22 protein-coding genes are annotated in these 23,692 nt (G+C 36.6%); 16 read left to right on the forward strand and 6 right to left on the reverse strand.

Annotation, left to right across the window (positions count from 1 at the left end; translation table 11 throughout):
- Positions 1-2: 2 nt before the first annotated feature.
- From ABXT51_RS00780 to glmU, 3 genes are read right to left on the reverse strand one after another with little or no spacing between them, the layout of a single operon-like run.
- Positions 3-836 (reverse strand): TauD/TfdA dioxygenase family protein, encoded by an 834-nt coding sequence (locus tag ABXT51_RS00780; RefSeq protein WP_416695723.1) that lies wholly within the window; start codon positions 834-836, stop codon positions 3-5.
- A 51-nt stretch (positions 837-887) separates the two neighbouring features.
- Positions 888-2,054 carry an MFS transporter gene (locus tag ABXT51_RS00785; protein ID WP_416695724.1) on the reverse strand — a complete coding sequence of 389 codons (1,167 nt, stop codon included), beginning with the start codon at positions 2,052-2,054 and terminating at the stop codon, positions 888-890.
- A gap of 30 nt (positions 2,055-2,084) precedes the next feature.
- Positions 2,085-3,464, reverse strand: coding sequence for a bifunctional UDP-N-acetylglucosamine diphosphorylase/glucosamine-1-phosphate N-acetyltransferase GlmU (gene glmU / locus ABXT51_RS00790; RefSeq protein WP_416695725.1), 1,380 nt, complete (start codon positions 3,462-3,464; stop codon positions 2,085-2,087).
- Positions 3,465-3,535: 71 nt separating this feature from the next.
- On the opposite strand from glmU, the gene ABXT51_RS00795 reads away from it, so the two are divergent.
- From ABXT51_RS00795 to ABXT51_RS00855, 13 genes are all read left to right on the forward strand, one after another.
- Positions 3,536-4,204, forward strand: a complete 669-nt coding sequence (locus ABXT51_RS00795; RefSeq protein ID WP_416695726.1) for an MIP/aquaporin family protein — start codon at positions 3,536-3,538, stop codon at positions 4,202-4,204.
- Between the two features lie 9 nt (positions 4,205-4,213).
- On the forward strand, positions 4,214-4,615 hold the full coding sequence (locus ABXT51_RS00800) for an arsenate reductase ArsC (protein ID WP_416678273.1): 402 nt from the start codon (positions 4,214-4,216) through the stop codon (positions 4,613-4,615).
- 91 nt (positions 4,616-4,706) lie between these two features.
- Positions 4,707-5,387: a TIGR00153 family protein gene (locus tag ABXT51_RS00805; RefSeq protein ID WP_416678276.1), complete on the forward strand. Its 681-nt coding sequence runs from the start codon at positions 4,707-4,709 to the stop codon at positions 5,385-5,387.
- A 12-nt stretch (positions 5,388-5,399) separates the two neighbouring features.
- Positions 5,400-6,683, forward strand: coding sequence for an inorganic phosphate transporter (locus tag ABXT51_RS00810; RefSeq protein WP_271537241.1), 1,284 nt, complete (start codon positions 5,400-5,402; stop codon positions 6,681-6,683).
- A gap of 54 nt (positions 6,684-6,737) precedes the next feature.
- On the forward strand, positions 6,738-6,965 hold the full coding sequence (locus ABXT51_RS00815) for a BolA family protein (RefSeq protein WP_416678278.1): 228 nt from the start codon (positions 6,738-6,740) through the stop codon (positions 6,963-6,965).
- A 40-nt stretch (positions 6,966-7,005) separates the two neighbouring features.
- Complete coding sequence (rpmE, locus tag ABXT51_RS00820) at positions 7,006-7,218, forward strand: 50S ribosomal protein L31 (RefSeq protein ID WP_271537236.1); 213 nt, start codon at positions 7,006-7,008, stop codon at positions 7,216-7,218.
- A gap of 110 nt (positions 7,219-7,328) precedes the next feature.
- Positions 7,329-8,378: a uroporphyrinogen decarboxylase gene (gene hemE / locus ABXT51_RS00825; RefSeq protein WP_416695727.1), complete on the forward strand. Its 1,050-nt coding sequence runs from the start codon at positions 7,329-7,331 to the stop codon at positions 8,376-8,378.
- A 76-nt stretch (positions 8,379-8,454) separates the two neighbouring features.
- Positions 8,455-9,255, forward strand: coding sequence for a tryptophan synthase subunit alpha (trpA, locus tag ABXT51_RS00830; protein WP_416695728.1), 801 nt, complete (start codon positions 8,455-8,457; stop codon positions 9,253-9,255).
- A 12-nt stretch (positions 9,256-9,267) separates the two neighbouring features.
- Positions 9,268-10,119, forward strand: coding sequence for an acetyl-CoA carboxylase, carboxyltransferase subunit beta (gene accD / locus ABXT51_RS00835; protein ID WP_416695729.1), 852 nt, complete (start codon positions 9,268-9,270; stop codon positions 10,117-10,119).
- 37 nt (positions 10,120-10,156) lie between these two features.
- Entirely contained in the window at positions 10,157-11,086 is a 930-nt protein-coding gene (ispH, locus tag ABXT51_RS00840; RefSeq protein WP_416695730.1) for a 4-hydroxy-3-methylbut-2-enyl diphosphate reductase, read from the forward strand.
- A 41-nt stretch (positions 11,087-11,127) separates the two neighbouring features.
- The gene (locus tag ABXT51_RS00845; RefSeq protein WP_416695731.1) at positions 11,128-12,129 is read left to right on the forward strand and encodes an adenosine kinase; all 1,002 of its coding nucleotides are present in this window, start codon (positions 11,128-11,130) and stop codon (positions 12,127-12,129) included.
- A gap of 151 nt (positions 12,130-12,280) precedes the next feature.
- Entirely contained in the window at positions 12,281-12,565 is a 285-nt protein-coding gene (locus ABXT51_RS00850; protein ID WP_416652320.1) for a hypothetical protein, read from the forward strand.
- Between the two features lie 318 nt (positions 12,566-12,883).
- The gene (locus ABXT51_RS00855) at positions 12,884-13,480 is read left to right on the forward strand and encodes a hypothetical protein (RefSeq protein WP_416695732.1); all 597 of its coding nucleotides are present in this window, start codon (positions 12,884-12,886) and stop codon (positions 13,478-13,480) included.
- Positions 13,481-13,511: 31 nt separating this feature from the next.
- Here ABXT51_RS00855 and mfd read toward each other — a convergent pair whose 3' ends face one another.
- Both mfd and ABXT51_RS00865 read right to left on the reverse strand, forming a co-directional pair.
- On the reverse strand, positions 13,512-16,940 hold the full coding sequence (mfd, locus tag ABXT51_RS00860) for a transcription-repair coupling factor (RefSeq protein ID WP_416695733.1): 3,429 nt from the start codon (positions 16,938-16,940) through the stop codon (positions 13,512-13,514).
- On the reverse strand, positions 16,937-17,527 hold the full coding sequence (locus tag ABXT51_RS00865) for a Maf family protein (RefSeq protein WP_416695734.1): 591 nt from the start codon (positions 17,525-17,527) through the stop codon (positions 16,937-16,939). Before ABXT51_RS00865 ends, mfd begins: the two co-directional genes overlap by 4 nt.
- A gap of 56 nt (positions 17,528-17,583) precedes the next feature.
- Here ABXT51_RS00865 and folA point away from each other — a divergent pair, with 56 nt between their 5' ends.
- Together folA and ABXT51_RS00875 are read left to right on the forward strand one after the other, a co-directional pair.
- Positions 17,584-18,072, forward strand: a complete 489-nt coding sequence (gene folA / locus ABXT51_RS00870) for a type 3 dihydrofolate reductase (RefSeq protein ID WP_416695735.1) — start codon at positions 17,584-17,586, stop codon at positions 18,070-18,072.
- Positions 18,069-18,251 (forward strand): DUF6726 family protein, encoded by a 183-nt coding sequence (locus tag ABXT51_RS00875; RefSeq protein ID WP_416652330.1) that lies wholly within the window; start codon positions 18,069-18,071, stop codon positions 18,249-18,251. The genes folA and ABXT51_RS00875 overlap by 4 nt, the downstream gene beginning before the upstream one ends.
- Here the strand turns inward: ABXT51_RS00875 and gltB are convergent.
- Positions 18,248-22,765, reverse strand: coding sequence for a glutamate synthase large subunit (gene gltB, locus ABXT51_RS00880; protein WP_416695736.1), 4,518 nt, complete (start codon positions 22,763-22,765; stop codon positions 18,248-18,250). The two genes, ABXT51_RS00875 and gltB, sit on opposite strands and share 4 nt — an antisense overlap.
- Before the next feature lie 126 nt (positions 22,766-22,891).
- On the opposite strand from gltB, the gene yaaA reads away from it, so the two are divergent.
- A complete protein-coding gene (yaaA, locus tag ABXT51_RS00885; RefSeq protein ID WP_416695737.1) occupies positions 22,892-23,644 on the forward strand; it encodes a peroxide stress protein YaaA in 753 nt (250 codons plus the stop codon).
- Positions 23,645-23,692 lie beyond the last annotated feature (48 nt).

Consider the following 23,692-nt stretch of genomic DNA (forward strand, 5'->3'; position numbering starts at 1 on the left):
ATTTAAGACTTATCCCTTTTATCGTTTACAACTGTAACTCGCTGCATGTGCCTGAATTCTGGCAAGTAGTCAAAAACTGCATAATGTTGAGTAATGCGATTATCCCAAATAGCAACTGAATTATCTTCCCAGTGAAATCTAACTTGGAATTCAGGTTTTGAAATATGCTGAAATAAAAATTGCAGTATATGATCACTTGGACCTTGACTTTCATTGACAATATTACGAGTAAAGGATTGGTTTACATTTAAATATTTGAGACCTGAAATGGGGTGAGTTCCAATAACTTTATGAACTGCTGAGCCAACGTTCTTTAGAGCATTATTAACCGAATCGATACCACCTTCTTTGTAAAAGTCATTTCTAAATGTACCCATATCATGAATCGCTTCAAGTTCTTCTAGGTGGTCTTTCCATCCATTTGGAAGCTGATCATATGCAGCACTCATACTAGCCCAAAGCGTGTCACCACCAACTTTAGGAACCTTTACGCCATGTAATATGCTTGCAAAGGGAGGACTTTCTTTAAAAGTAAGGTCTTTATGCCAATCATTTGTATCTGGCCTATTATTTGCATCATTTTTAAGTAAAACAATGCTTTGATATCCTTCAACATGTGGGTAGACAGGGTGACCTGGATCAATTTCGCCAAGACTCTCTGCTAATTTTAGGTGAGTTTCTGGGGAAATATTCTGGTCCCTAAAAAAAACAACTTGATGCTTTATGAGTGCGCTGTATATTTGCTCAATGGTCCCACTATTTAAATCCTTATTTAGTGAAACTTTTGAGATTATTGCTCCAATTGAAGGAGTTAGCGGAGTGACTTTCAACATCATAAGGTCCAATAGAGTTTTTAAAGAATTTTATTACAAAACAATCACCAATTATTAATTATTATTTTTCAACCACCATAACAGAATAAATAATTGAAAAAATAACAATGGAATGACTGATAAAAGAACTACTTCCCAGCTAAAATTAAAAACAAACCAGCCTGCTGAAAGTGCTGCAAAAGCCTGAAGACCAAAAACTAAAAAATCATTGATTGATTGAACTTTAAACTTTTCATTTTCACTATAGGATCTTGGGAGTAGGTTTGTTCCTCCTATAAATAGGAAGTTCCATCCAAGACCAAGAAAAACTAAAGACCACCAGTAACTGCTAAGAGCATGGCTACTGTATGCAATGAAGACAGAAGCAAAGAAAAATATAACTCCAAGGAGCATCATCCGAGTAAGCCCTAGATATTTAACAATGTAAGCTGTAAATAGTGACGGAAGAAACATTGCGATAACGTGAGCTTGAAGAACTGATTTTGTGTGGTGCAGTGAATAGCCATCCATTATATGCATACTGACCGGCGTGGCTGTCATTACAAAGCTCATAACAACATAGCCTGTTGTCGCCGCGCAAACTGCAACTATGAAAGAGCCTTGCTTAATAATTTTAAGCAATGACCTTTTAGAATTATCAATTTGCTGCTTAAACTTTTCAGCTGGCTTAAAGAAGCACATCAATATAAATGCAATTATAAACAAAAGGGAGAGGATGACGAAAGAGCCAACAAAGTCGGTATCAAAGTAATTTTTGCCTAAAGTTGCAATTTCCGTGCCAAGAAAAGCAGAAATTAGCCCACCTAAAAGAACAACTGCAGTTGCTTTTGGTCTTTGTTCAGGCTCCACACTTTCAATCGCTGCAAACCTAAATTGCTGCATAACCGCAACTGTTCCACCTAAACAGAAAGACGCAAAACAAAATAAGTAAAATGATTTATTGATGATTGAGAATATACACAGGCCGATTAGAAATATGGTGTAAATGCAAGAGCTCAAAAAAACTTTCTTACGACCAAAAATTGACATCAGCCGGATGGCTGGAATAATACTTACAGCAGTGCCTACTACAATAGTTGCAACTGGTAAGGTAGATAAACTTTTTAAGGGTGCAAGAACGCTTCCAATAATGCCCGCGACAAATAGCATAAAAACGCTAAGGGACATAAAGAGGGCTAAACAGGCAGTTAATATCCAAACATTCTTAGGAAGATTTAACATTGAGCAGTTATCCTGTGAGGTAGAAAAAATTTATTTCTTCTGAGGCCGCTTCCATTTGCTCATCGTTGATTGTTTATTGCGACTCAAGGTAAGCTTATCATCGGGGGCATCTTGAGTGATAGTTGAGCCCGCTCCAATGGTTGCATTTTTTCCGATCGATACTGGGGCAATTAATTGACTATTTGAGCCTATAAATGCTCCATCTCCAATTGTTGTTTGACTTTTATTTACACCATCATAGTTGCACGTTATTACGCCAGCACCAATATTGACACCCTTTCCAATTTGACTATCCCCGATGTAACTTAAATGGGATACCTTTGAGTTGTCATCAATTGTTGATTTTTTTACTTCAACAAAATTGCCAATCTTTGCATGACTACCTATTTGAGTTTCAGGACGAATGCGGGCAAAAGGCCCAATACTAGTGTGACTTCCAATAACAGAGCCTTCAATCATTGAATTTGGCATGATGTGAGCATTATCACCGATTTTAGAGTTTTTTATAATGCAGTTTGGCGAAATTAGAACATTTTTTCCTAACCTAACTTCACCTTCAAAAACAACATTTACATCGATAATACAGTCATTTCCAAAAGTTAAATTACCCCGACAATCAAAACGACTAGGGTCTTTAATAGTGAGGCCATTGATCATTAGCTCTTCAGCATTTTTTAACTGGTGAGCCCTTTCAGCCTCGGCTAAGTTATTTTTATCATTTATACCCATTACTTCTGCTGAATTTTCACAAATAAATGAAGCAATAGTAACATTATCTTTGGCTGCTTTTTCAACAATATCAGTAAGATATAGTTCACCCTGCGAATTATTTGGCTCAAGCTGGTTTAAGTACTTTGTTAATAATGCACCAGTAATAGCCATAATGCCCGTATTAATTTCATCAATTTTAAGTTCTTCAGTATTAGCATCTTTATGCTCAATAATTGATTTAATGGATTTTGAAGAGTCTCTTATGATTCGGCCATACCCTGAAGGGTCATTTTGAATTACTGTTAAAAGAGAAAAGCCAGTCTTATTTGCTTTTTCAAGCAACTTTAATAATGTTTGGGTTTGAATTAAAGGAACATCACCATATAGAATAAGACACATTGAGTTTTCTTGAATATTAGGGATTGCCTGCATTACTGCATGCCCAGTTCCAAGTTGATTTTTTTGTAAAACCCATTTAATCAAATTATTCTGTGTTGATTTTTTTACTGATTCAGAGTTATGGCCAATAATTACATTAATTGAGCTTGCCAAGGGCGTTGCTGCATCTATGACATGCTGGATTAAAGTCTTATTACCAACTTCATGAAGAACTTTGGATACACTTGAGTTCATTCTTGTGCCTTGACCTGCAGCTAAAATGATTACATTGACTTCATTATTAGTTGATTGATTTGGCATTAAAAGTATAGTGTTAGGTAGTAAAAAATAGTTTGTATAATGTTACACTTTAGAAATTAAGCTAAGTGAAAATGCGTAAAAAATTACTTGCTGAGTTAATTGGAGCTTACATTCTGGTCTTTGCTGGAACTGGAGCCGTGATGATTAATGATATTACTGGAGCTCTTGGCCATGTTGGTATAGCGCTAACATTTGGCTTTGTCGTAGTGGCACTAATTTATAGCTTTGCCCATTTATCGGGAGCTCATTTTAATCCTGCTGTGACGATAGCTTTTTGGTCAATAGGAGAATTTGATAGTAGGAAGGTTGTTCCATACATTGGCGCTCAGATTTTGGGCGCGATAGCTGCAAGTGCAAGCCTATATTTTTTACTTAATGAGAACTTTGTCACCATGTCGGAGGTGAGCTATCTTGGTGCGACTCTTCCTTACGGCTCAGTAACTCAAGCCTTTGGGTTTGAATTGATTTTGACTTTTATATTAATGATTGTTATCTGCTCTTCTGCGGTTCATGGGAAAGCTACAAAAGATTTTGCAGGATTGGCTATTGGCTTAACAGTTGGCCTTGAGGCAATGTTTGCAGGGCCTATAACGGGTGGTAGTATGAATCCAGCTCGAAGTATTGGGCCTGCAGTGATGAGCGGTAATTATGAGCATCTATGGATTTATATAGCGGCGACTATCATTGGCGCTGTAATTGCTGCGCAAGTATTTTTAAAGCTTTTTCAATCCGAGTCTTAATTAGTTCCCATGAAAAAAGTATTGGTTTTGTGTACTGGAAATAGCTGTAGAAGTATTATTGCGGAAGCGCTAATCAATAGTGAGCTTGGTGAGAGAATTGAAGCATATTCGAGCGGCGTATCTGCTAGCGGCTTAGTAAATCCGAATGCAAAAAAAATATTAGAAGTTAAGAATATTTGGAAGGATGAGTACCACTCTAAAAGACTGGAAACACTCTTGCATATTGACTTTGATCTAGTCATTACAGTTTGTGATAATGCAAGTCAAACTTGTCCTATATTTCCAGGAAAAACAGAGCTAGTTCATTTAGGTTTTGATGACCCAGATGGCAAGGATTTTGAAGAATTTGAGGCGTGTTATAAGCAGGTCAAATCGAAACTAATTCCACTGGTAAAATATTTTTTAAATTAGTTACTTTTTTTTAGTTATTTATATAAAATTCGTTTTTTTAGAGGTAGTGATAAGTAGTACTAAATAATTCTTTTTATGGAGATAAATAGTTATGACTAAATCAGGAAATATTACTAGTTTATTTGGAAAGTCGCCAATAAGCCCTTTGCAAAAACACATGAAGCAGGTTCATTCCTGTATCAAAGAGTTTGGAGTTTTTGCTAAAGCTGCTCAATCTGAGGATTGGGACAAGGCGCAAGAAGCTCGAGTTTCAATTGGAAATAAAGAGAAAAAAGCTGACCAGTTAAAGAAAAAATTAAGAATGAACTTGCCTAGTACTTTTATGATGCCTTTCTCAAGAAGAGATTTGCTTGATGTTCTCTTAATCCAAGACTCTATTGCCAACATTACTAAAGACCTTGCTGGCTTGATGATGACTCGTCATATGGTTTTTCCTAAAGAGTTTGCAGAGGACTTTATAAAGCTTGCTGATCTTTGTATTAAGACTTCAGCTTCTGCAATGGTAGCTATTAATGAACTTGATGAGTTGTTAGAAACAGCGTTTAGTTCTCGTGAACGTAAAATTGTTGCAGAGATGGTCAAAAAAATTAATGTCCTAGAGCATGATACTGATGTAGCTCAGAATGATATTCGTAATAAATTATTTTTGCTTGAATCTGAATTACCTCCTGTAGATGTCATGTTTTATTACCGAGCTATTGAGTGGTTAGGCGAGACCGCTGATGCTGCCCAAAAGGTAGGGTCACGTTTTGAAGTAATGTTAACTAAATAACCGGAGCTCTCCATGGAAATTATTGTACAAAATAGTGATATTCTTATCATGCTGGCTATTGGTTTTGGTTTGTTTATGGCTTGGGGTATTGGTGCTAATGATGTTGCAAATGCAATGGGAACATCGGTAGGCTCTGGTGCAATTACATTTAAGCAAGCGGTAGTTATTGCAATTATATTTGAGTTCGCTGGAGCAGTTCTTGCAGGTGGCGAGGTTACGGCAACGGTTCGAAAAGGCATTCTTGATTCTGGATCATTTGTCTCTAATCCAGAATTACTGGTGTACGGAATGCTTGCTTCACTTTTAGCTGCAGCTACCTGGCTATTGATTGCATCTTCTCTTGGTTGGCCGGTTTCGACAACGCACTCTATTGTAGGGGCGATTGTGGGATTTGGCGCTGTAGGTGTTGGAATTGATGCTGTAGCTTGGGGCAAGGTCTATGCAATTATAGCGAGTTGGGTCATCTCTCCAATTATTGCTGGAACGCTGGCAATTGTAATCTTTAAGAGCTTACAGAGCAATATTATTGATACCGAAAAGCCTCTTGAGAATGCTAAAAAATACCTCCCTTTTTATGTATTTTTTGTTGGTTTTATTATCTCTTTAGTGACACTACTTAAAGGACTTAAACATGTTGAATCCTTAAAGCACCTTGGTAAAGATCTACCTACCAGCATGATGATTGCAACTGCAGTGGGAATATTGGCAGCTATTCTTGCAGCTATTATTATTAGGCGTATTAAGATCAATCCTGAAGATGACAGTGACTTTTCATACGCTAATATGGAGAAATTATTTGGTGGACTAATGATTATAACTGCCTGTGCAATGGCATTTGCGCATGGATCAAATGATGTTGCTAACGCAATTGGACCTTTAGCCGCAGTCTATAGTATTGTTGAATCAGGAGGGCAGATCGTCTCTAAGAGTGTCTTACCTTCATGGATATTACTAGTCGGAGGAGGCGGCATTGTCTTTGGCCTAACAACTTTTGGTTACAGGGTAATGAAAACAATTGGTAAAAGTATTACGGAGCTTACGCCTAGTCGTGGTTTTGCTGCTGAACTTGCTGCAGCAACAACTGTTGTTTTTGCTTCCTATACAGGCCTTCCAGTCTCTACTACGCAGGTATTGGTGGGAGCTGTACTTGGTGTGGGCATTGCAAGAGGCCTTGCTTCACTTAACTTGAGAGTTATTAACCGAATTTTTCTTTCTTGGATTATTACGCTTCCAGCTGGCGCCATAATGTCGATTTTATTTTTCTTTATGTTAAAAGGTATTTTTGGCTCGTCATAATCTAATGAAGTTTAGTAAAATGTTTAATAATAAAACTATAAGTAGAGATGCATTATGACTTTAGAAGAGGTCCAGAAAAAACTTGAACTAGGAATAGAGCAATCTGAAGTCACTATGGAGGGCGATGGTTGTAATTGCTCTGCAGTAATTGTTTCACCTATTTTTGAAGGGCTATCTTTATTGCAAAGGCAGAGAGCAGTTTTAGCAGTGGTTAAAGAAGAGATAAAGAGCGGTGAGCTTCATGCATTAAGTGTTAAAACATTTACCCCTGCAGAGAGATAGTATATAATTCACGTTCTTTTAAATTTGAAGATATAAAGTTATGCAAACAGACATTCATCCTTCTTACGATACTATTAAAGTTGTGTGCAGTTGTGGTAATTCATTTGAAACGCGCTCAACTTCGGGTAAAGACGAACTTCATCTTGATGTTTGTTCAAGTTGTCACCCTTTTTATACAGGTAAGCAAAAAATTATGGATACTGCTGGACGTGTTGAGAAATTTAAGTCACGTTACGGCGCATTCAAGCGTTAAATATTAATTGATTCACTCTAAAGGCCACAAATGTGGCTTTTTTTGTGTCAGAAGCAAAGCAAAATAAATCTCTACAATGATTATAATCAACCTTTTACTGGGAAAAAATAATGGCATTTGACTACATTAATGCGTTACTAAAAAAAGAAGTATCGCGTACTCCAATTTGGGTGATGAGGCAAGCAGGTAGATACTTGCCAGAGTACCGTGCTACTAGAAAAATAGCTGGTGATTTTTTAACTTTATGTAAGTCAAGTGATCTGGCGTGTGAAGTTACCCTTCAGCCCCTTGAGCGTTTTGATCTTGATGCAGCAATTCTTTTTTCTGACATATTAACTATTCCTGACGCTATGGGTTTGGGGCTTCATTTTGTTGAGGGAGAGGGGCCAAAATTTACTAATCCTCTTCACACGCTCAGCAGCATTGAACACTTAACCAAGCCAGATGTTGGAACTGAGCTTAATTACGTTAGTAAAGCAGTTTCTGTAATCAAGAAAAACCTTAAAGGCAGAGTTCCATTAATAGGCTTTACGGGAAGTCCATGGACACTTGCAACATATATGGTTGAGGGCGGCACTAGTAAAACTTTTTCAAAGGTAAAGGGCTTGATGTATGAAAACCCAAAGCACATGCACCAACTACTTGATGTTCTGGCTGATACTGTCATAGACTATCTGAATTCTCAAATTGAAGCTGGTGCGGATTCAGTAATGATTTTTGATACCTGGGGTGGGCTTCTAAGTAAGGGTAGTTATGAAAATTTTTCATTAAGGTACATGTCAAAAATTGTGGATGGGATTCACCGTAGCTATGAAGGTAGAACGATTCCGGTGACACTTTTCACTAAAGGCGGCGCTGCATGGCTCGAGCAAATTGCTGCAACTGGATGCGATGCAGTGGGTATTGATTGGACAATTGAGCTTGGTGAGGCGGAAAGGAGAGTGGGCTCAAAAGTAGCATTACAGGGTAATCTTGATCCATCAGTGCTTTATGCGTCACCTGATGTAATCAAGGCTGAAGCTTTCAAAGTTCTTGACCAATTCAAAGGGCAAACTGGGCATGTTTTTAATCTTGGGCATGGGATTACTCCTGATGTTAACCCAGAAAGTATGAAAGTTTTAGTGGATGCGGTTCACTCATACCCTACCAAAACTAAATAATCCTAATAATATGGACATTAAATTGAGTTTAACTTTGTCTATGTTAAAATTTAATTAAAAAATAGCATCAATAATTATGTCACGAATCTTAAATATTTTCAAACAACTCGAAGCTAAGAACAAGACTGCTTTTATTCCATTTATCACTGCTGGTGATAGTGGCCTGGATAACTCAGAGGCATTGGTTTTTACTTTGGCAGATAGTGGTGCAGATATTATAGAATTAGGAATGCCCTTTTCAGATCCAATGGCTGATGGGCCAGTAATTGCAAAATCACATGAGAGGGCGGTTGCAGACGGCGTTAACTTGCATGATGTTTTTGCAATAGTTGAGAGGTTTAGAGAGCATAACCAGTCAACTGGTATTGTCTTAATGGGTTATACAAATCCAATTGAGGTGTTTGGCTATAAAGAATTTGCTCTCAGAGCCCATGAAGCTGGAGTAGACGGAATTTTGGTTGTTGATATGCCTCCAGAAGAGGTCCATGATCTTAAGGAAGAGCTCGACAAGGTTGGTATTGATCTTATCTTTTTAGTTGCCCCAACAACGACAGATGAACGCTTACAGTATATTGCAGAAATGGCTACTGGCTACATATACTTTGTATCATTGAAGGGCGTAACAGGCGCAGGAAATCTCGATGTTGCATCGGTTAATCATCACTTAGAAAGAATGAGAAATTATTTTAAATTACCAGTGGGAGTTGGTTTTGGGATAAGTAACGCTGAAGTAGCGAAACAAGTTGGCGAGAATGCTGACGCAGTAATTGTTGGCAGTGCGCTAGTTTCAATTATTGAAGAATTGTCCAGTGATAAAGATACAATGATTACTAAGGTTGGGAAGCTGGCAAAGGAAATCTCAAATGCTATTAATTAATTTACAAATACTATGAGTTGGTTAGAAAAAATTATGCCATCTATTGGCATAAATATCAAAAAAAATATTCCAGAAGGAATTTGGAGTAAGTGCCCAGAGTGTAGACGAGTTCTTTATCAAGAGGAGCTTGAGCGTCTTCATTATGTTTGTCCAAAGTGTGACCATCATTTAAGAATATCTGCAAGAAAACGTATAGAGGGATTCCTGGATATTGAGCAGCAACTTGAGATTGCTGCTAATATTGAGTCTGTAGACCCACTTAAGTTTAAAGATCAAAAAAAATACAAAGATCGTTATCATGATGCCCAAAAAAAGACCAAGGAAAAAGATGCGTTAATTGTTAAAACTGGAGTATTAAAAGGGATGCCAATTGTTGTTGCAGCTTTTGATTTTAGTTTTATGGGCGGATCAATGGGGTCAGTTGTTGGTGAAAAATTTGTAAGAGCTGCGAATATTGCTATTGAAAACCGACATCCTTTTGTTTGCTTTTCTTCAAGTGGCGGTGCTAGAATGCAAGAAGGCCTTTTTTCTCTAATGCAAATGTCAAAAACTTCGCTTGCTGTTAAATTATTAGCTGATAATAAAATCCCATTTATCTCAGTCTTAACTGATCCAACTATGGGTGGCGTTTCAGCTAGCTTAGCAATGCTAGGCGATATTCAGATTGCTGAGCCCAATGCAAGAATAGGTTTTGCAGGAGCCAGAGTTGTTGAACAAACGGTTCGAGAAGAGTTACCAGAAGGATTTCAAAGAAGTGAATTTTTACTTGAGAAGGGTGCTATTGATATGATAGTGCATAGGTCAGACTTACGACAAAAAGTTTTTCAGATCCTCTCCGCACTTCACCTCAATAACAAAAAATAATATTAATATTTTTTTAAGTGAATCAATTGGATAAATTTTGAAGATATTTTTGGCTAATCCACGAGGCTTTTGTGCTGGCGTTGATCGTGCTATAGAGATAGTCGAGCGCGCAATTGAAAAACATGGTTCACCGATTTATGTACGTCATGAGGTTGTCCATAATAAATTTGTTGTAAGTAACCTAAAAAAGAAAGGTGCAATTTTTGTAGATGAGATTAATGAAGTTCCAAAGGGAAGTGTTGTAATTTTTAGTGCGCACGGAGTATCACAAGCCGTAAGAAAAGATGCTGCTGAGATTTCAGATATTATTTATGATGCAACTTGTCCGCTAGTAACGAAAGTTCATAAAGAAGTCACCAGGCGGCAAAAACAAAATCATCAAGTTATTTTGATTGGCCATGCCGGTCATCCAGAGGTTGAGGGAACTTTAGGACAGTCAAATTCATCTAGCCGTATTACTTTAGTAGAGTCAATTAAAGACATTAAAGATCTAGAGTTTTCTAAAGATTTGGACATTTCCTATACAACACAGACCACTTTATCGGTTGATGATACCCAAGAGATTGTTGACTCTCTTAAAGCTAAATTTCCAAAAATTCAAGCACCTAAAAAAAGTGATATTTGTTACGCAACTCAAAATCGCCAGGACTCAGTAAAGTCTATGATTAAAAATTCAGAAATGCTCCTTGTTATTGGTTCAAAAAACTCTTCTAACTCGAACCGACTCAAAGAGATTGCAGAAAATGAGGGTAAGCCTGCTTATTTAATTGATGGAGCAACTGATATTCAAAATGATTGGCTGAATGGTCTTACTTCTATTGGAGTTACAGCAGGCGCATCAGCACCAGAAGTTCTAGTTCAGGCAGTGGTGTCTTATCTCATGATGAATGGTGGTAGTGAAATTATTGAAGTAAGCGGTGCTAGGGAGTCTGTAAATTTTCCAGTTCCTGAGGCACTTAGAGTCTAAAAGTATTAATTAAATTAATAGAAATGTAGGAATTTGAACTTATGAAAAAATATGGTATTTATGGAATTGGCGCTGCAATAGTTGATACTGAAGTTATTGTCAGTGATTCATTTTTAAGTGAAAATGATATTGGCAAAGGATTGATGACTCTTGTTGACGAAAAACGACAAAAATACTTAATGGATGAACTGACTAGTCAACGCGTGGCTGTTAAAAGGAGTTGTGGAGGGTCTGCATGCAATTCAGTAGTGGCGGCAAGTAGATTTGGATCTTCAGCTTTCTTTTCTGGCAAAGTTGCAGATGATGATGAGGGCATTTTTTTTGTGAAAGATTTAAATCGGGCGGGCGTTGATTTTCATCAAGTTGATCCTTCTACTGGCATTACCGGTAAATGCTTGGTAATGATTAGTCCGGATGCAGAGCGAACAATGAACACTTATTTAGGCGCTAGCCTAGAGCTTTCATATCGTGAGGTTGATGAAGAGGCTTTAGCATCTTCAGAATGGCTATATATTGAAGGTTATGTTGTGACTGATGATGAAAGAACAGCTGTTGCAAGAGATGCTATGATCTATGCTAAGAAGAGCGGGGTTAAAACTTCATTGAGTCTTTCCGATCCATTTGTTGTTGAGGTTTTTTCAGATAACATAAGAACAATTATTGGTGATGATGGTGTGGATTTAATTTTTTGTAATGGTGATGAAGCTAGGAGTTTTACTGGAACGCATACAGTAGAAGCGGCTGCTGAAGAATTAAAGAAACATGCTAAAACCTTTGCTATTACAAGAGGTGCAGGTGGGTCATTAGTTTTTGATGGAACTAATATGATTAATACTCCAGGTGTTCTTGCAAGTGCAGTTGATACGAATGGTGCTGGTGATATGTTTGCTGGTTCTTTTTTATATGCACTAGGTCTTGGTAAGGACTTTTCTTGGGCTGCTGAGTTTGCTAATGCTGCTTCGTCGAGGGTAGTTAGTCAATTTGGACCTAGAATAAGGGTGATTGAATATATTAGCCTTAAGCAACAATTTAATATTCAATAATGAAATAGTAAGATAAGGGTTTAGAGTTAAAAAATGAAGCTTTAATTCTGGACTATTAGATGTTAGGTTATTGGTTCTATTAAGTGGTAACTTATATCTCATTTTAATCTATAATTTTCGTCAAGGGGCTAAGTTACTTGAGGAACATAAAATGAAAAAAGCAGTCAGCAGGTTATTTCAGTTAAGAAAAGCGTTAGATGAATGTGAAAAAGAATTTGGATTAGGTGAGTTTTCAGAAGTTGAAAGAGCGGTTTTTTCTTTCATCACTTCTAATTCTAATGTAACAATTACTGCAATAAAAAATGATCCATACTTCTCTAAGTATTCATTATCAACTATAAAACGTGCAGTTTTATTTCTAACTTCTAACGGCGTAGTTAGTGCAAATCAGTCTTCATCTGATAAGCGTGAGATGATATTAATATTTGATCAATAGTTCCCAAGCTATAATAAGAATTAGTTTGTTAATTTTGAGTTAATATTATTTACAATTAATACTATTCCTATTGGTGTCTCTATATTTGCAAACTAAATTACATAGACTTCTTTAAGAGCCTTAGTAAGAGCCTTCCCTTTGACCCTTGTTAAAAGTGATGGCTGAATATAGTAATAATATTCTTATTTACTACATAGGTTGATTTGATAAGTCTGATGTAAGTTTTTTACAGACTCTAAAAATGGATAAAGCTATGAAAGAGCTTAGTGACAGATATTTCCTGAAAAATTCTATTATTGTTAATAAGGCATTAATCTAATGCAAAGCAAGTTAACAGAGTTTTTGTATCAAAATATCATAGCTTTTCTAGTGATTTCTTTATTTACTTTTCTTAATCCCGGTGAGGGAGTCCCATTTATTGGAAATATGATTTGGCTTCAGATAGGAGCCGTTTCTTTGTGCTATCTTTTGTTTGGGTATAAAATTTTCTTGGGAGCATTAATAGCAGTTATTTTTACATCACATGGTTTTGGCTTTGATTTAAGTCGAATCTATAATATTAGTGAAATGTTTGAGCATTTTGTGGGCGCATTCTCACCACTTTGTGCGATTATTAGTATGAGGTTTTTTAAACTGTCGAATTTCTTTGAAGATAGTAAGCTAGTTTTCCAGCACTTGATTTTTTTGGGAATATTGACAGCGTTTTATAACACAATATTGACATTCTTCGTTTATTCATACTTTGAAATAAAATCAGATGGAAGTTTAGTTGAGCCATTTTCATTCATAAAGAACTATTTGCTTGGTGACATTCTAGGCTCTCTAATTGTCTTATTTTTTGCTGCTCTGGTTGTTGTGCCTGGGATTCGATACTTTGCCCCTAAGCATGTACCATCGGAAGATAAGATTAAATAGACTAGAATTTTTGGTTATTTTAAACCAGTAATTAAACTAGACTCTCTATTAGTTTACTTGCGCCTCTAATACGTGAAAAGTCAGCTTCCATAGTTTCATTAGAAATTAGAGTGTTTTGATTTTTTAATTGAAATTTCTGTGGTTTCGTTTGAATTAAATTAATAATTTTTGATGTATCAATGAGATTTTTTTCATTTAAAGTTATTTCTAGCTTCTCATCATAAATATTAATTTTGAGTATCCCTATTTCCTTAGATTGTATTTTTAATGAGGTCGATTCAAATAGGTTATTAGTTTGATCTGGTAGAAGGCCAAAGCGATCAATCATTTCTATTTTGAGATCCTTTAATTCTTCATCATTTTCAGCACTTGCAATTCGTTTGTAAAGAATTAATCTCTCATGGACGTCTGGTAGATAAGTATCAGGAATGATGCAAGCAATTCCTGAATTAATTTCAACTTCTTCTACTAATGCATCTTTAATATCAAATTTGGTATTGTTTTTTATTGCTTGAATAGTTCGCTTTAATAAGTCATGATATAAATTAAACCCAATTTCTGATATTTTACCGCTTTGATTTTCTCCCAAAAGATCTCCGGCACCTCTAATCTCAAGGTCATGATTTGCTAGCATAAATCCCGCTCCAAGCTCTTCTAGTGAAGCTATGGCATCTAGTCGTTTTTTTGCATTTTCTGTAATTGACTGGTGAGACTTAATTATAAGATAAGCGTATGCCTTATGATGAGATCTACCAACCCTACCTCGAAGTTGATGGAGCTGAGCAAGACCAAAGTTTTGTGCATTATTGATAATAATTGTATTAGCGCTTGGAATATCAATTCCAGTTTCAATAATTGTAGTGCAAACTAAAAGTTGAAAGCGCTGATGATAAAAATCGGCCATTATTTGCTCAAGCTCTTTACTTGGCATTTGGCCGTGCGCAATTCGAACTTTTAGATTTGGCATCAGATCGCTCAAAGATTCTGCCATATTATCAATTGTATCAATATCGTTATGAACAACAAAAATTTGCCCACCTCGATGCAACTCACGAGAACATGCTTCTTTGATAGTATCCTTATCCCATTCATCAACAAAGGTCTGTATTGCTGTTCTTTTAGCTGGAGGAGTGGCAATAATTGACATTTCTCGAAGAGAGCCTAATGCCATGTTTAGTGATCTAGGAATAGGTGTTGCAGTCATGGTCAATATATCACTTTGACCGCGGATTTTTTTAAGTGCTTCTTTTTGCTTTACGCCAAATCGATGTTCTTCGTCAATAATAATCAAACCTAAGTTATGATATTTAATAGTTCCTTGAATCAGTTTATGAGTCCCAATAATAATATCAATCTTTCCATCATTAAGATGAGATTTAATTTCACTTTGTTCTTTCGTGTTTTGAAATCTTGAAAGAGATTTAATTACAATTGGAAATTTGGAGAAGCGATCATTAAAAGTTTGTTCATGTTGGTTAGCTAAAAGTGTCGTAGGAACAAGAATTGCAACTTGCTTGCCAGATTCAACAGCTATAAAAGCAGCTCTCATTGCAATTTCAGTTTTACCAAATCCAACATCTCCGCAGACTAGTCGATCCATTGGTCTTTCAGATTGCATATCTAAAAGAACATCATCCATTGTTTTTAATTGATCTGGTGTTTCCTCAAATGGGAAGCTAGATACAAAAGAGCTATAAGAGTCATTTGGCGCTGGATAAGCAAATCCTTTTTGAGATTGACGCTTTGCATAAATTTCTAATAGTTCAGCGGCAACATCATAAAGTGCTTCTGCCGCCTTTCTTTTTGCTTTGGTCCACTGCTGACTTCCTAACTTATGAAGGGGGGCATTATCTGAACTTGCGCCAGAGTATCTAGAGATAAGGTTAAGCGCTGCAATGGGAACCATTAGTACCGAGCCATTTGCATACTCAAGTGACAGAAAATCTTGTTGATTGCCATCAAAACTTCGACTTTTAAGTCCTAAATATCGGCCAACACCATAATGCTCATGAACGACAGGATCACCTAACTGGATCTCAACAAGACTTTTAATTGCCTCATCAAAATCTTTGTGTTTTGCTCTTCGTCTTCTCCGCTGTTTTACAGCATCTTTTCCAAACAAATTATTTTCAGTAATAATTGCAATCTTCTCAAAAAGAACGCCTTCACTAAGGCTTGCATTAGTAATGCAGAGCCTATTATTTTGACTATGAAAGTCACTCCAATGAGAGCAGTCATTTACTTTAAGTTGATGAGTGGAAAGTAGATCAGTGAGAACACTTTGCCTGCCTTCTGATTCACAAACGATTAATACTTGCCCATCAAAATTTTCAATAAACTTAATTAACTTATTAAGTGGTTTTTTTGTTTGGGCTTCTATTTTAAGTGGGGGAAGTATAGAGGATGAGAAGTTATAGCCTTCTTTTTTTTCTATTTTTGAGCTTTGTATTTGTATTTGTTTTTTATCTGTAAGTTTATTGAAAAATCTTTCAGTGTTTAAAAATACTTTATTAATTTCTAGAGGGAGTCTTTCTAGTGAACCTTTACAATATTCAAAACGCTCTAATAATTCTTTAGCCTGAAGCTCCATCGCTTCGTTAAGTCCTTTTTGATAAAAGATTACAGGCTCACCCAAAATATAATCAAATAGAGTTTCAGTTGTTTTAAAAAATAAAGGCAAATAAAATTCTATTCCACCTGGATAACGTCCTTCACTAACTTCGCTATAGATGAATCCATCAGTATTTCCAAATTCAGATAAATAGTTATCTTTAAAGATTGAAATACTCTCACTATCTGTTGCAAATTCTCGAGCAGGCAGTAGTTTGATTTCATTAATAATTTCAATTGACCTCTGCGAAGACGTATCAAAAGATCTGATTGAATCTATCTCATTATCAAGTAGGTCAATTCGATATGGATTTTTAGTACCCATTGGGTACAAATCAATTAGGGCACCCTTAATGCAGAACTCACCTTGCTCCATTACAGTTGTAACTCTGCGATATCCTATTTTTATAAGACTTTCAGAAAAGGACTTAATCTCAAGATTTTGTTTAGTTTTTAGGTGAAGGCTATATATTTCAATATAATTTTTTGGACACAATCTTTGAGATAACGTCTCAAGTGTTGTTATTACAATGCCAGATTTAAGAGAGGGCAGTTTTGAAAGTGTTTCTAACCTTGATGAGACAATATCTGGATGCGGTGAGAAATGGTCAAATGCTAAAACCTCCCAACTTGAAAATTCTAATATCTCTAAGGAAGTGTTAAAAAAATTGAGTGCTTTTCTAACCTCATCATAATGAGTAATATCTTTTGCAATATAGAGCACTACTTGCTTTTGAGATTCAGCAAATTCAATAAGCGCGAGTGCTTCAGAGGAGCCATAAAGAGATCCCCAATAATTTTTTAAGCCAGATGAGAAGGGCTTAAATTCTTCTGAATATAAAATGCTCATAAGATATGAACATTTTCCTTAGCTAGCATTTTAATAAGTTGGATTGTTGGAAGTCCAATTAGGCTGTTAGGGTCATTGCCCTCCATGCTACTAAATAATGCAATTCCTAGCCCTTCAGACTTGAAACTACCAGCACAATTAAGAACATCTTCTTTATTTAGATAGGACAAAATTTGATTATCAGAAAGTTGTTTAAAGGTAACTTTGAAAAGCTCAACATGAGTTTGAATTTTTAAGGTTTCAGTATTCAAGAGAGCCAATCCAGTAAGAAATGTAATAGTTTTTCCAGAGCTTTTCCTTAGCTCCAAAAAAGCATTCTCATGACTACCTGGCTTTGTAAATATTTCATCATCTTCATTATTTCCATTGCCAAGAGTAGCTACCTGATCTGATGCAATAATCAAACCTGAATGAGATTTGGCTACCTCTAGAGCCTTTTCTTTAGATAAGCGATTAACTAAATTAAAAGGAGACTCTCCATTTTTTCTTCTTTCATTAATGTTTGGCGCTGCTACTTTAAAGTCAATACGAAGCTTCTCTAAAATAGCTTTTCTAAATGGCGACGATGAGGCTAGAATGAGTGACACTAGAAGTTTAAAAATTGTAAAATATTCTAATATTTTACTTCAATCAGGCAGAATTTATGAGCTTATCAATAGTAGTCGCAATGGATGAAAATCGTCTGATTGGTAAAGACAATAAGTTGCCATGGCATCTTCCTGCAGATCTTGCTTATTTTAAAAAAATTACTATGGGGAAGTCAATTGTAATGGGTCGAAAAACATATGACTCTATTGGAAGGCCTTTACCAAATCGTCGTAATATTGTAATTTCTCGAAACTCGAAAACTTTAATCACAGGTTGTGAAGTCAGAACTAGCATTGATGAGGTCCTCTCAATCACTGAAAATGAAGATGAGGTAATGATCATTGGGGGAGCAAGTCTTTGCGAGCAATTATTGCCCCAAGTTAGTAGACTTTATATTACAAAGATTGAAGGTAAATTTGATGGGGATATCTATTTTCCAGAATATGATGAGTCGGATTGGCGGCAGGTTAGCTGTGAGTCCCATCTTCCTGATGCATCGAATCAGCATGCTTATCACTTTTTAGTCTTAGAGAGGCAATCATGAAAAATATTATTTTATTTGGTTTAATAGCTTTGTACCTATCAGGCTGCGTTTTTACTAAAGTTGTTACTGTTCCTATGAGGGTTACTGGAGCAGTTGTATCTGTAATACCAGTAGTTGGCGATGGAGTAAATAGTGTCTTGGGCGCAAGCGCTGATGTAATCGACGCAATACCTATTTAACTTGCTTGAAGTAACTGCTTACTTTTAGCCGCAAGAACTTCTTTTAAAGCTTTTGGCATTACTTTGACAAAATGAGTTATTTCTTCATTCCAATTGCTGAGTATTTTTTCAGCTATTTTTGAGCCAGTCAATTCGAAATGATTGGTTATAAATTCAAATAACTCTGAAGTGGATTCTTTATCCATTGGATCAAAGTCTATCGTAGATGAATTAGACCTCCCCTGAAGAGTTAGGTTAGGATTATATACAAAGGCTATTCCGCCGCTCATCCCGGCGCCAAAGTTACGACCAACTTCGCCCAGTATTACTGCGCGCCCACCTGTCATATATTCACAACCATGATCGCCAATTCCTTCAACAACAGCAATCAGTCCAGAGTTTCTGACACAGAAACGCTCTGAAACCTGTCCTGATAAATACATTTCACCTCCAGTAGCACCATATCCACAAACATTTCCAGCAATAATTTCATTATGTGCTAAGTAGGTGGAATCTTTTGGTGGGTAAATAACAATCCGACCACCAGACAGGCCCTTACCAACATAATCGTTAGCATCACCCTCAATCGATAGAGTTACTCCATTTGCAAGAAATGCCCCAAAAGACTGACCTGCAGACCCTTTAAAATCAATATCTATTGAGCCATTTTTTAGATTGTTACCATTTCTAGTTTTGACAATATGTGAGGAAAGCATAGCGCCAACAGCTCTGTCAACATTAGAAATGTTTAATTTAAATTTAACTTTACCATTACCTTCAATAGCCTTTTTTGATTTAGCAATTAAATCATGATCCAGTTGTTCATTGAGTTGATGGTCTTGTTTTATAGTTTGATAGGTGCCCGCATTCCTATATTGATTATCAGCAGGTGTTAATATCTTACTAAGATCAATTGAGTCTTGCTTCCAGTGATTTATTGCTTTGTTCATCTCAAGCACATCAACTCGGCCAACCATGTCAGTTAGTTTTTTAAACCCAAGTTCCGCCATAATAATACGTAAATCCTCTGCCACCATAAACAAGTAATTAACGACATGTTCTGGCTTACCAGTAAACTTTTTACGTAAGACTTTGTCTTGAGTTGCAATGCCAACTGGACAAGTATTGAGATGGCATTTCCGCATCATAATGCAGCCTAATGTTATAAGTGGTGCTGTAGAAAAACCAAACTCTTCAGCTCCTAATAATGCAGCTATTGCAACATCTCTACCTGTCTTTAGTTGCCCATCAGTTTGAATAACTACTCTTGAGCGCAAATCATTCATTACCAGTGTTTGGTGAGTTTCAGCAACGCCTAGCTCCCAAGGAAGTCCTGCATGTTTAATAGAGGTTAACGGAGATGCGCCAGTTCCACCATCATGTCCAGCAATAACAATATGATCTGATTTTGCTTTAGTTACTCCTGCAGCAACAGTTCCTACACCAACTTCAGAAACTAGCTTGACACTAATTCGAGCTGCAGGATTAGATCTTTTAAGATCAAAAATAAGTTGTGATAAATCTTCAATAGAATAAATATCATGATGCGGTGGTGGGCTAATTAGACCAACACCCGCAGTTGAGCAGCGTATTTTGGCAATAAAATCATCCACCTTGCCACCAGGAAGTTCCCCACCTTCACCAGGTTTGGCGCCCTGTGAAACCTTAATTTGGAGTTCATCAGCATTATTTAGGTAGTCAATGGTAACACCAAATCGACCAGAGGCCACTTGCTTGATCGCGCTTCGCCTAGAGTCTCCATTGGCATCTGGAGTCCAGCGATTTGGGTCTTCTCCGCCCTCACCAGTATTTGATTTACCACCTATTTGATTCATAGCAATTGCAAGAGATTCATGGGATTCTGGAGATATTGAGCCCAAGCTCATTGCTCCTGTAACAAATCTTTTGACAATCTCTTTTGCTGATTCAACTTTATCAATATCAATTGAGGTGCCTGATTTAAATGACATGAGCCCTCTAAGAGTGCAATTTCTAGTGCCCTCTTCATTAGATTTTTTAGCAAATTCCCAGTAAGCATTTTGATCATTACTTCTAGCAGCCTGCTGCAAACTTGTAATAGTTTCTGGCTCCCACATATGTTTTTCACCACCACTTCGCCAAGCATAATGACCAAGATTATTGAGCGAGTTTGAGAGAAATGCTTTTTTATGTTGCTTTTCAGATTCAGTTTGAATGACGTCAAATCCAACACCACTAATGCGACTCGCTGTTTCGAAAAAGCATTTATGCATGACCTCATCAGATAAACCAACAGCCTCAAAGATTTGAGCGCCCTTATATGAAGCAAGTGTTGAAATGCCCATTTTAGCCATCACTTTGAGCATTCCCTTTGCTATTGCCTTACGATATGCACTGACTATAGCCTCATCATTTTCTAGATTTACTAAGTTATCTCTTCTTGCCTGCCATAAGGCTTCAAAAGCTAGGTAAGGATTAATAGCATCTGCACCAAAGCCCGTCAATAGGCAGAAGTGATGAACTTCTCTAGCCTCACCAGTTTCAACAATTATTCCAACTTGAGTTCGCTTATGGGTGGCCACTAAATGCCGGTGAACTGCAGAAGATGCTAGGAGTGCGCTTACAGCATTTCGCTGAGAGTCAATTTTTCTATCAGATAATACGACAAGGCTATGACCATCATTAATAGCTTGGGTGCTTTGTGCGCAAATTGAGTCAAGCATTTTACTTAGGCTCTGGCCTTCGTTTATGTCATAGGTGATATCAATTGTTTTACTTGTCCATCCTCGATGATTGCACTCTTTGAGTGAGGATATTTCTTCATTTGTTAGAATTGGGTGATCAATGATTAATCGGTTTGCATTTTCAGCTTTATTAGTAAGTAAATTTCCCTCAGGGCCAATTGAACAGCTTAAGGACATCACAACTTCTTCACGAATTGAGTCAATAGCTGGATTAGTAACCTGAGCAAAAAGCTGTTTAAAGTAGTCATAAATTATTCTTGACTGATCTGAAAGGCACGCAAGTGCCGAGTCATTGCCCATTGATCCAACTGGGTCTCTCAGCTCAGTTACAAGAGGCAGTAGCATAAACTTAAGAGTTTCAGTGCTATAACCAAAGGCTTGTAAGCGGTTGATAAGTGTATCTGGAAAAAAACCTTTTTCACTAGTATTGGTTTTTAAATCAGATAGAGATATTTGTTGTTCTTTTAGCCAATCACCGTAAGGGTTTTTAGATGCAAAGCTATTTTTAATCTCATCATCATCAACTAACCTGCCTTTTTCAAAATCAACAAGAAACATTTTTCCAGGTCTGAGGCGGCCCTTTGTTTTAACATTATTAGTTGCAACATCTACAACACCTACTTCAGATGCCATAATCACACGATCATCATGCGTTAGATAATAACGTGACGGTCGAAGACCATTTCTATCAAGAACAGCTCCAATATATCTTCCATCTGTAAAGGCAATAGACGCTGGACCATCCCAAGGCTCCATTACATTTGAGAAATACTCATAAAAAGCTTTTTTCTCTTGACTCATTTCTGTGTCATTTTGCCAAGCTTCTGGAACCATCATTAATACCGCTTCCTGAAGAGATCTTCCATTCATTAATAGAAATTCTAGAACATTATCAAAGCTACCAGAGTCAGAAACTTCAGTTTCAATTATGGGTAACGTTTTTGATAAATTATCTCCAAAAATCTCACTTTCTAAGACTCCTTCACGAGCCCTCATCCAGTTGAAGTTGCCTTGACGAGTATTAATTTCACCATTATGGGCCATAAACCTGCAAGGCTGTGCACGATCCCATGAAGGGAATGTGTTGGTTGAGAAGCGTGAGTGAACCATTGCTAAATAGGTGCTGAATTTCTTATCATTTAGATCTGGATAAAAGTCTAATAGCTGCGAGCCCATTAGCATGCCTTTATAAATAATTACCCTAGTAGAAAGACTACAAATATAAAAAAGCAATGCTTGAGAAAGTGACTCATCGGTCCGAATAATCTTCGAGACATTTTTTCGAATAATATAAAGAACCGCTTCAAAAGCCTCTGAACCGATATTCTCTGAGTTACCAATAATAAGTTGTTTCATTACTGGCTGTGAGTTGCGAGCTGTATCTCCTACATTTGCTTTATCAGAGTCAACAGGAACATCACGCCAACCAATTAAAGTTTGCCCTTCGTCCTTTATAACTTTTTCAATGACTGAAATACAATGTTTACTTTCTTTATTATCTTGAGGTAGAAAAACATTACCAACACCATAACTTCCAGCATTCACTTCAATGCCAAATAGCGTTTTAATTTCCTCAGAAAAAAATTCGTGAGGTATATTGGTTAAGATTCCAGCACCATCACCAGTATTTGCCTCACAGCCACACGCACCACGATGGTCCATCCGAGAGAGCATTTCTAAAGCATCTTTCGTAATTTTATGAGAAGAATGACTCTTGACGTTGGCAATAAAACCAACACCACAATTCTCCTTCTCATTATTAGGATGGTAAAGTCCTCGAGCCTTTGGGAGGTGTAATTGTTTATTTTTCATGGAAACTGAATGTAAAACTGAAAATATATAATACCTTATTTTAGCTGATTTTTAAACTCCAAATTTGCCTACTTATATTGTTATAGTGGGTATATTAAGGTAGAATATTTTTATTTTATTACTAATATGTTAGCAATTATTTCACCTTCAAAAACGCAAGATTTTTCTCAATGTGATGTTGATTTTTATTCTCAAACTCGCAACTTAGATAACTCCAGTGAGTTGGTTAGCATTTTAAAAAAGAAAAGCCAATCTCAAATTTCTAAACTGATGTCATTGAGTGAGAAATTATCTAAGTTGAATTTTGATCGCTTTCAAAAGTTTAAACTGCCGTTCAATCGAGAAAATGCAAAGCAGGCAATACTTGCTTTTAAAGGAGACGTTTACAACGGAATTGATGCCCCAGCTTTGTCAACTGATGATCTTAATTTTGCGCAAGACAGTGTTCGAATGCTTTCTGGTCTTTATGGCGTTATAAGGCCACTTGACCTAATACAGCCTTATCGTTTAGAGATGGGAACTAAGCTTTCTAACTCTAAAGGCAAGGATCTTTATGAGTATTGGGGAACAGAGATTAGTGATGTCCTCAATGAGGATGAGTCTGAACTTATAGTAAATCTTTCATCCAATGAATACTTCAAAGCTGTAGATAAAAAAACACTAAATGCGAATGTTTTGGATATTGTGTTTAAGGAAAAAAAAGGGGAAGTATACAAAGTTATAGGTATTTATGCTAAGCGCGCAAGAGGTTTGATGGTGAATTACATTATACGAAATCGATTGAAGAGTCCGGAGGGACTAAAAGATTTTGTCGATGAAGGCTATAGATTTGATAAAGAGCTTTCTAGTGACTCTTCTTGGGTTTATCTCAGAGACTAAAGCCCACAATATTTGTAAAACTATTTAAAGTGCCTCTGATTCCTTTGA

This window comes from Candidatus Pseudothioglobus sp. Uisw_050_01 (assembly GCF_048085775.1).
GTDB lineage: Bacteria > Pseudomonadota > Gammaproteobacteria > PS1 > Pseudothioglobaceae > Pseudothioglobus.

What these genes read in the sequence shown, in the direction of transcription:
- ABXT51_RS00780 (WP_416695723.1), bottom strand. Translation starts at nt 836, where the DNA reads ATGATGTTGAAAGTCACTCCGCTAACTCCTTCAATTGGAGCAATAATC.
- ABXT51_RS00785 (WP_416695724.1), bottom strand. Translation starts at nt 2,054, where the DNA reads ATGTTAAATCTTCCTAAGAATGTTTGGATATTAACTGCCTGTTTAGCC.
- glmU (WP_416695725.1), bottom strand. Translation starts at nt 3,464, where the DNA reads ATGCCAAATCAATCAACTAATAATGAAGTCAATGTAATCATTTTAGCT.
- ABXT51_RS00795 (WP_416695726.1), top strand. Translation starts at nt 3,536, where the DNA reads ATGCGTAAAAAATTACTTGCTGAGTTAATTGGAGCTTACATTCTGGTC.
- ABXT51_RS00800 (WP_416678273.1), top strand. Translation starts at nt 4,214, where the DNA reads ATGAAAAAAGTATTGGTTTTGTGTACTGGAAATAGCTGTAGAAGTATT.
- ABXT51_RS00805 (WP_416678276.1), top strand. Translation starts at nt 4,707, where the DNA reads ATGACTAAATCAGGAAATATTACTAGTTTATTTGGAAAGTCGCCAATA.
- ABXT51_RS00810 (WP_271537241.1), top strand. Translation starts at nt 5,400, where the DNA reads ATGGAAATTATTGTACAAAATAGTGATATTCTTATCATGCTGGCTATT.
- ABXT51_RS00815 (WP_416678278.1), top strand. Translation starts at nt 6,738, where the DNA reads ATGACTTTAGAAGAGGTCCAGAAAAAACTTGAACTAGGAATAGAGCAA.
- rpmE (WP_271537236.1), top strand. Translation starts at nt 7,006, where the DNA reads ATGCAAACAGACATTCATCCTTCTTACGATACTATTAAAGTTGTGTGC.
- hemE (WP_416695727.1), top strand. Translation starts at nt 7,329, where the DNA reads ATGGCATTTGACTACATTAATGCGTTACTAAAAAAAGAAGTATCGCGT.
- trpA (WP_416695728.1), top strand. Translation starts at nt 8,455, where the DNA reads ATGTCACGAATCTTAAATATTTTCAAACAACTCGAAGCTAAGAACAAG.
- accD (WP_416695729.1), top strand. Translation starts at nt 9,268, where the DNA reads ATGAGTTGGTTAGAAAAAATTATGCCATCTATTGGCATAAATATCAAA.
- ABXT51_RS00845 (WP_416695731.1), top strand. Translation starts at nt 11,128, where the DNA reads ATGAAAAAATATGGTATTTATGGAATTGGCGCTGCAATAGTTGATACT.
- ABXT51_RS00850 (WP_416652320.1), top strand. Translation starts at nt 12,281, where the DNA reads ATGAAAAAAGCAGTCAGCAGGTTATTTCAGTTAAGAAAAGCGTTAGAT.
- ABXT51_RS00855 (WP_416695732.1), top strand. Translation starts at nt 12,884, where the DNA reads ATGCAAAGCAAGTTAACAGAGTTTTTGTATCAAAATATCATAGCTTTT.
- mfd (WP_416695733.1), bottom strand. Translation starts at nt 16,940, where the DNA reads ATGAGCATTTTATATTCAGAAGAATTTAAGCCCTTCTCATCTGGCTTA.
- folA (WP_416695735.1), top strand. Translation starts at nt 17,584, where the DNA reads ATGAGCTTATCAATAGTAGTCGCAATGGATGAAAATCGTCTGATTGGT.
- ABXT51_RS00875 (WP_416652330.1), top strand. Translation starts at nt 18,069, where the DNA reads ATGAAAAATATTATTTTATTTGGTTTAATAGCTTTGTACCTATCAGGC.
- gltB (WP_416695736.1), bottom strand. Translation starts at nt 22,765, where the DNA reads ATGAAAAATAAACAATTACACCTCCCAAAGGCTCGAGGACTTTACCAT.
- yaaA (WP_416695737.1), top strand. Translation starts at nt 22,892, where the DNA reads ATGTTAGCAATTATTTCACCTTCAAAAACGCAAGATTTTTCTCAATGT.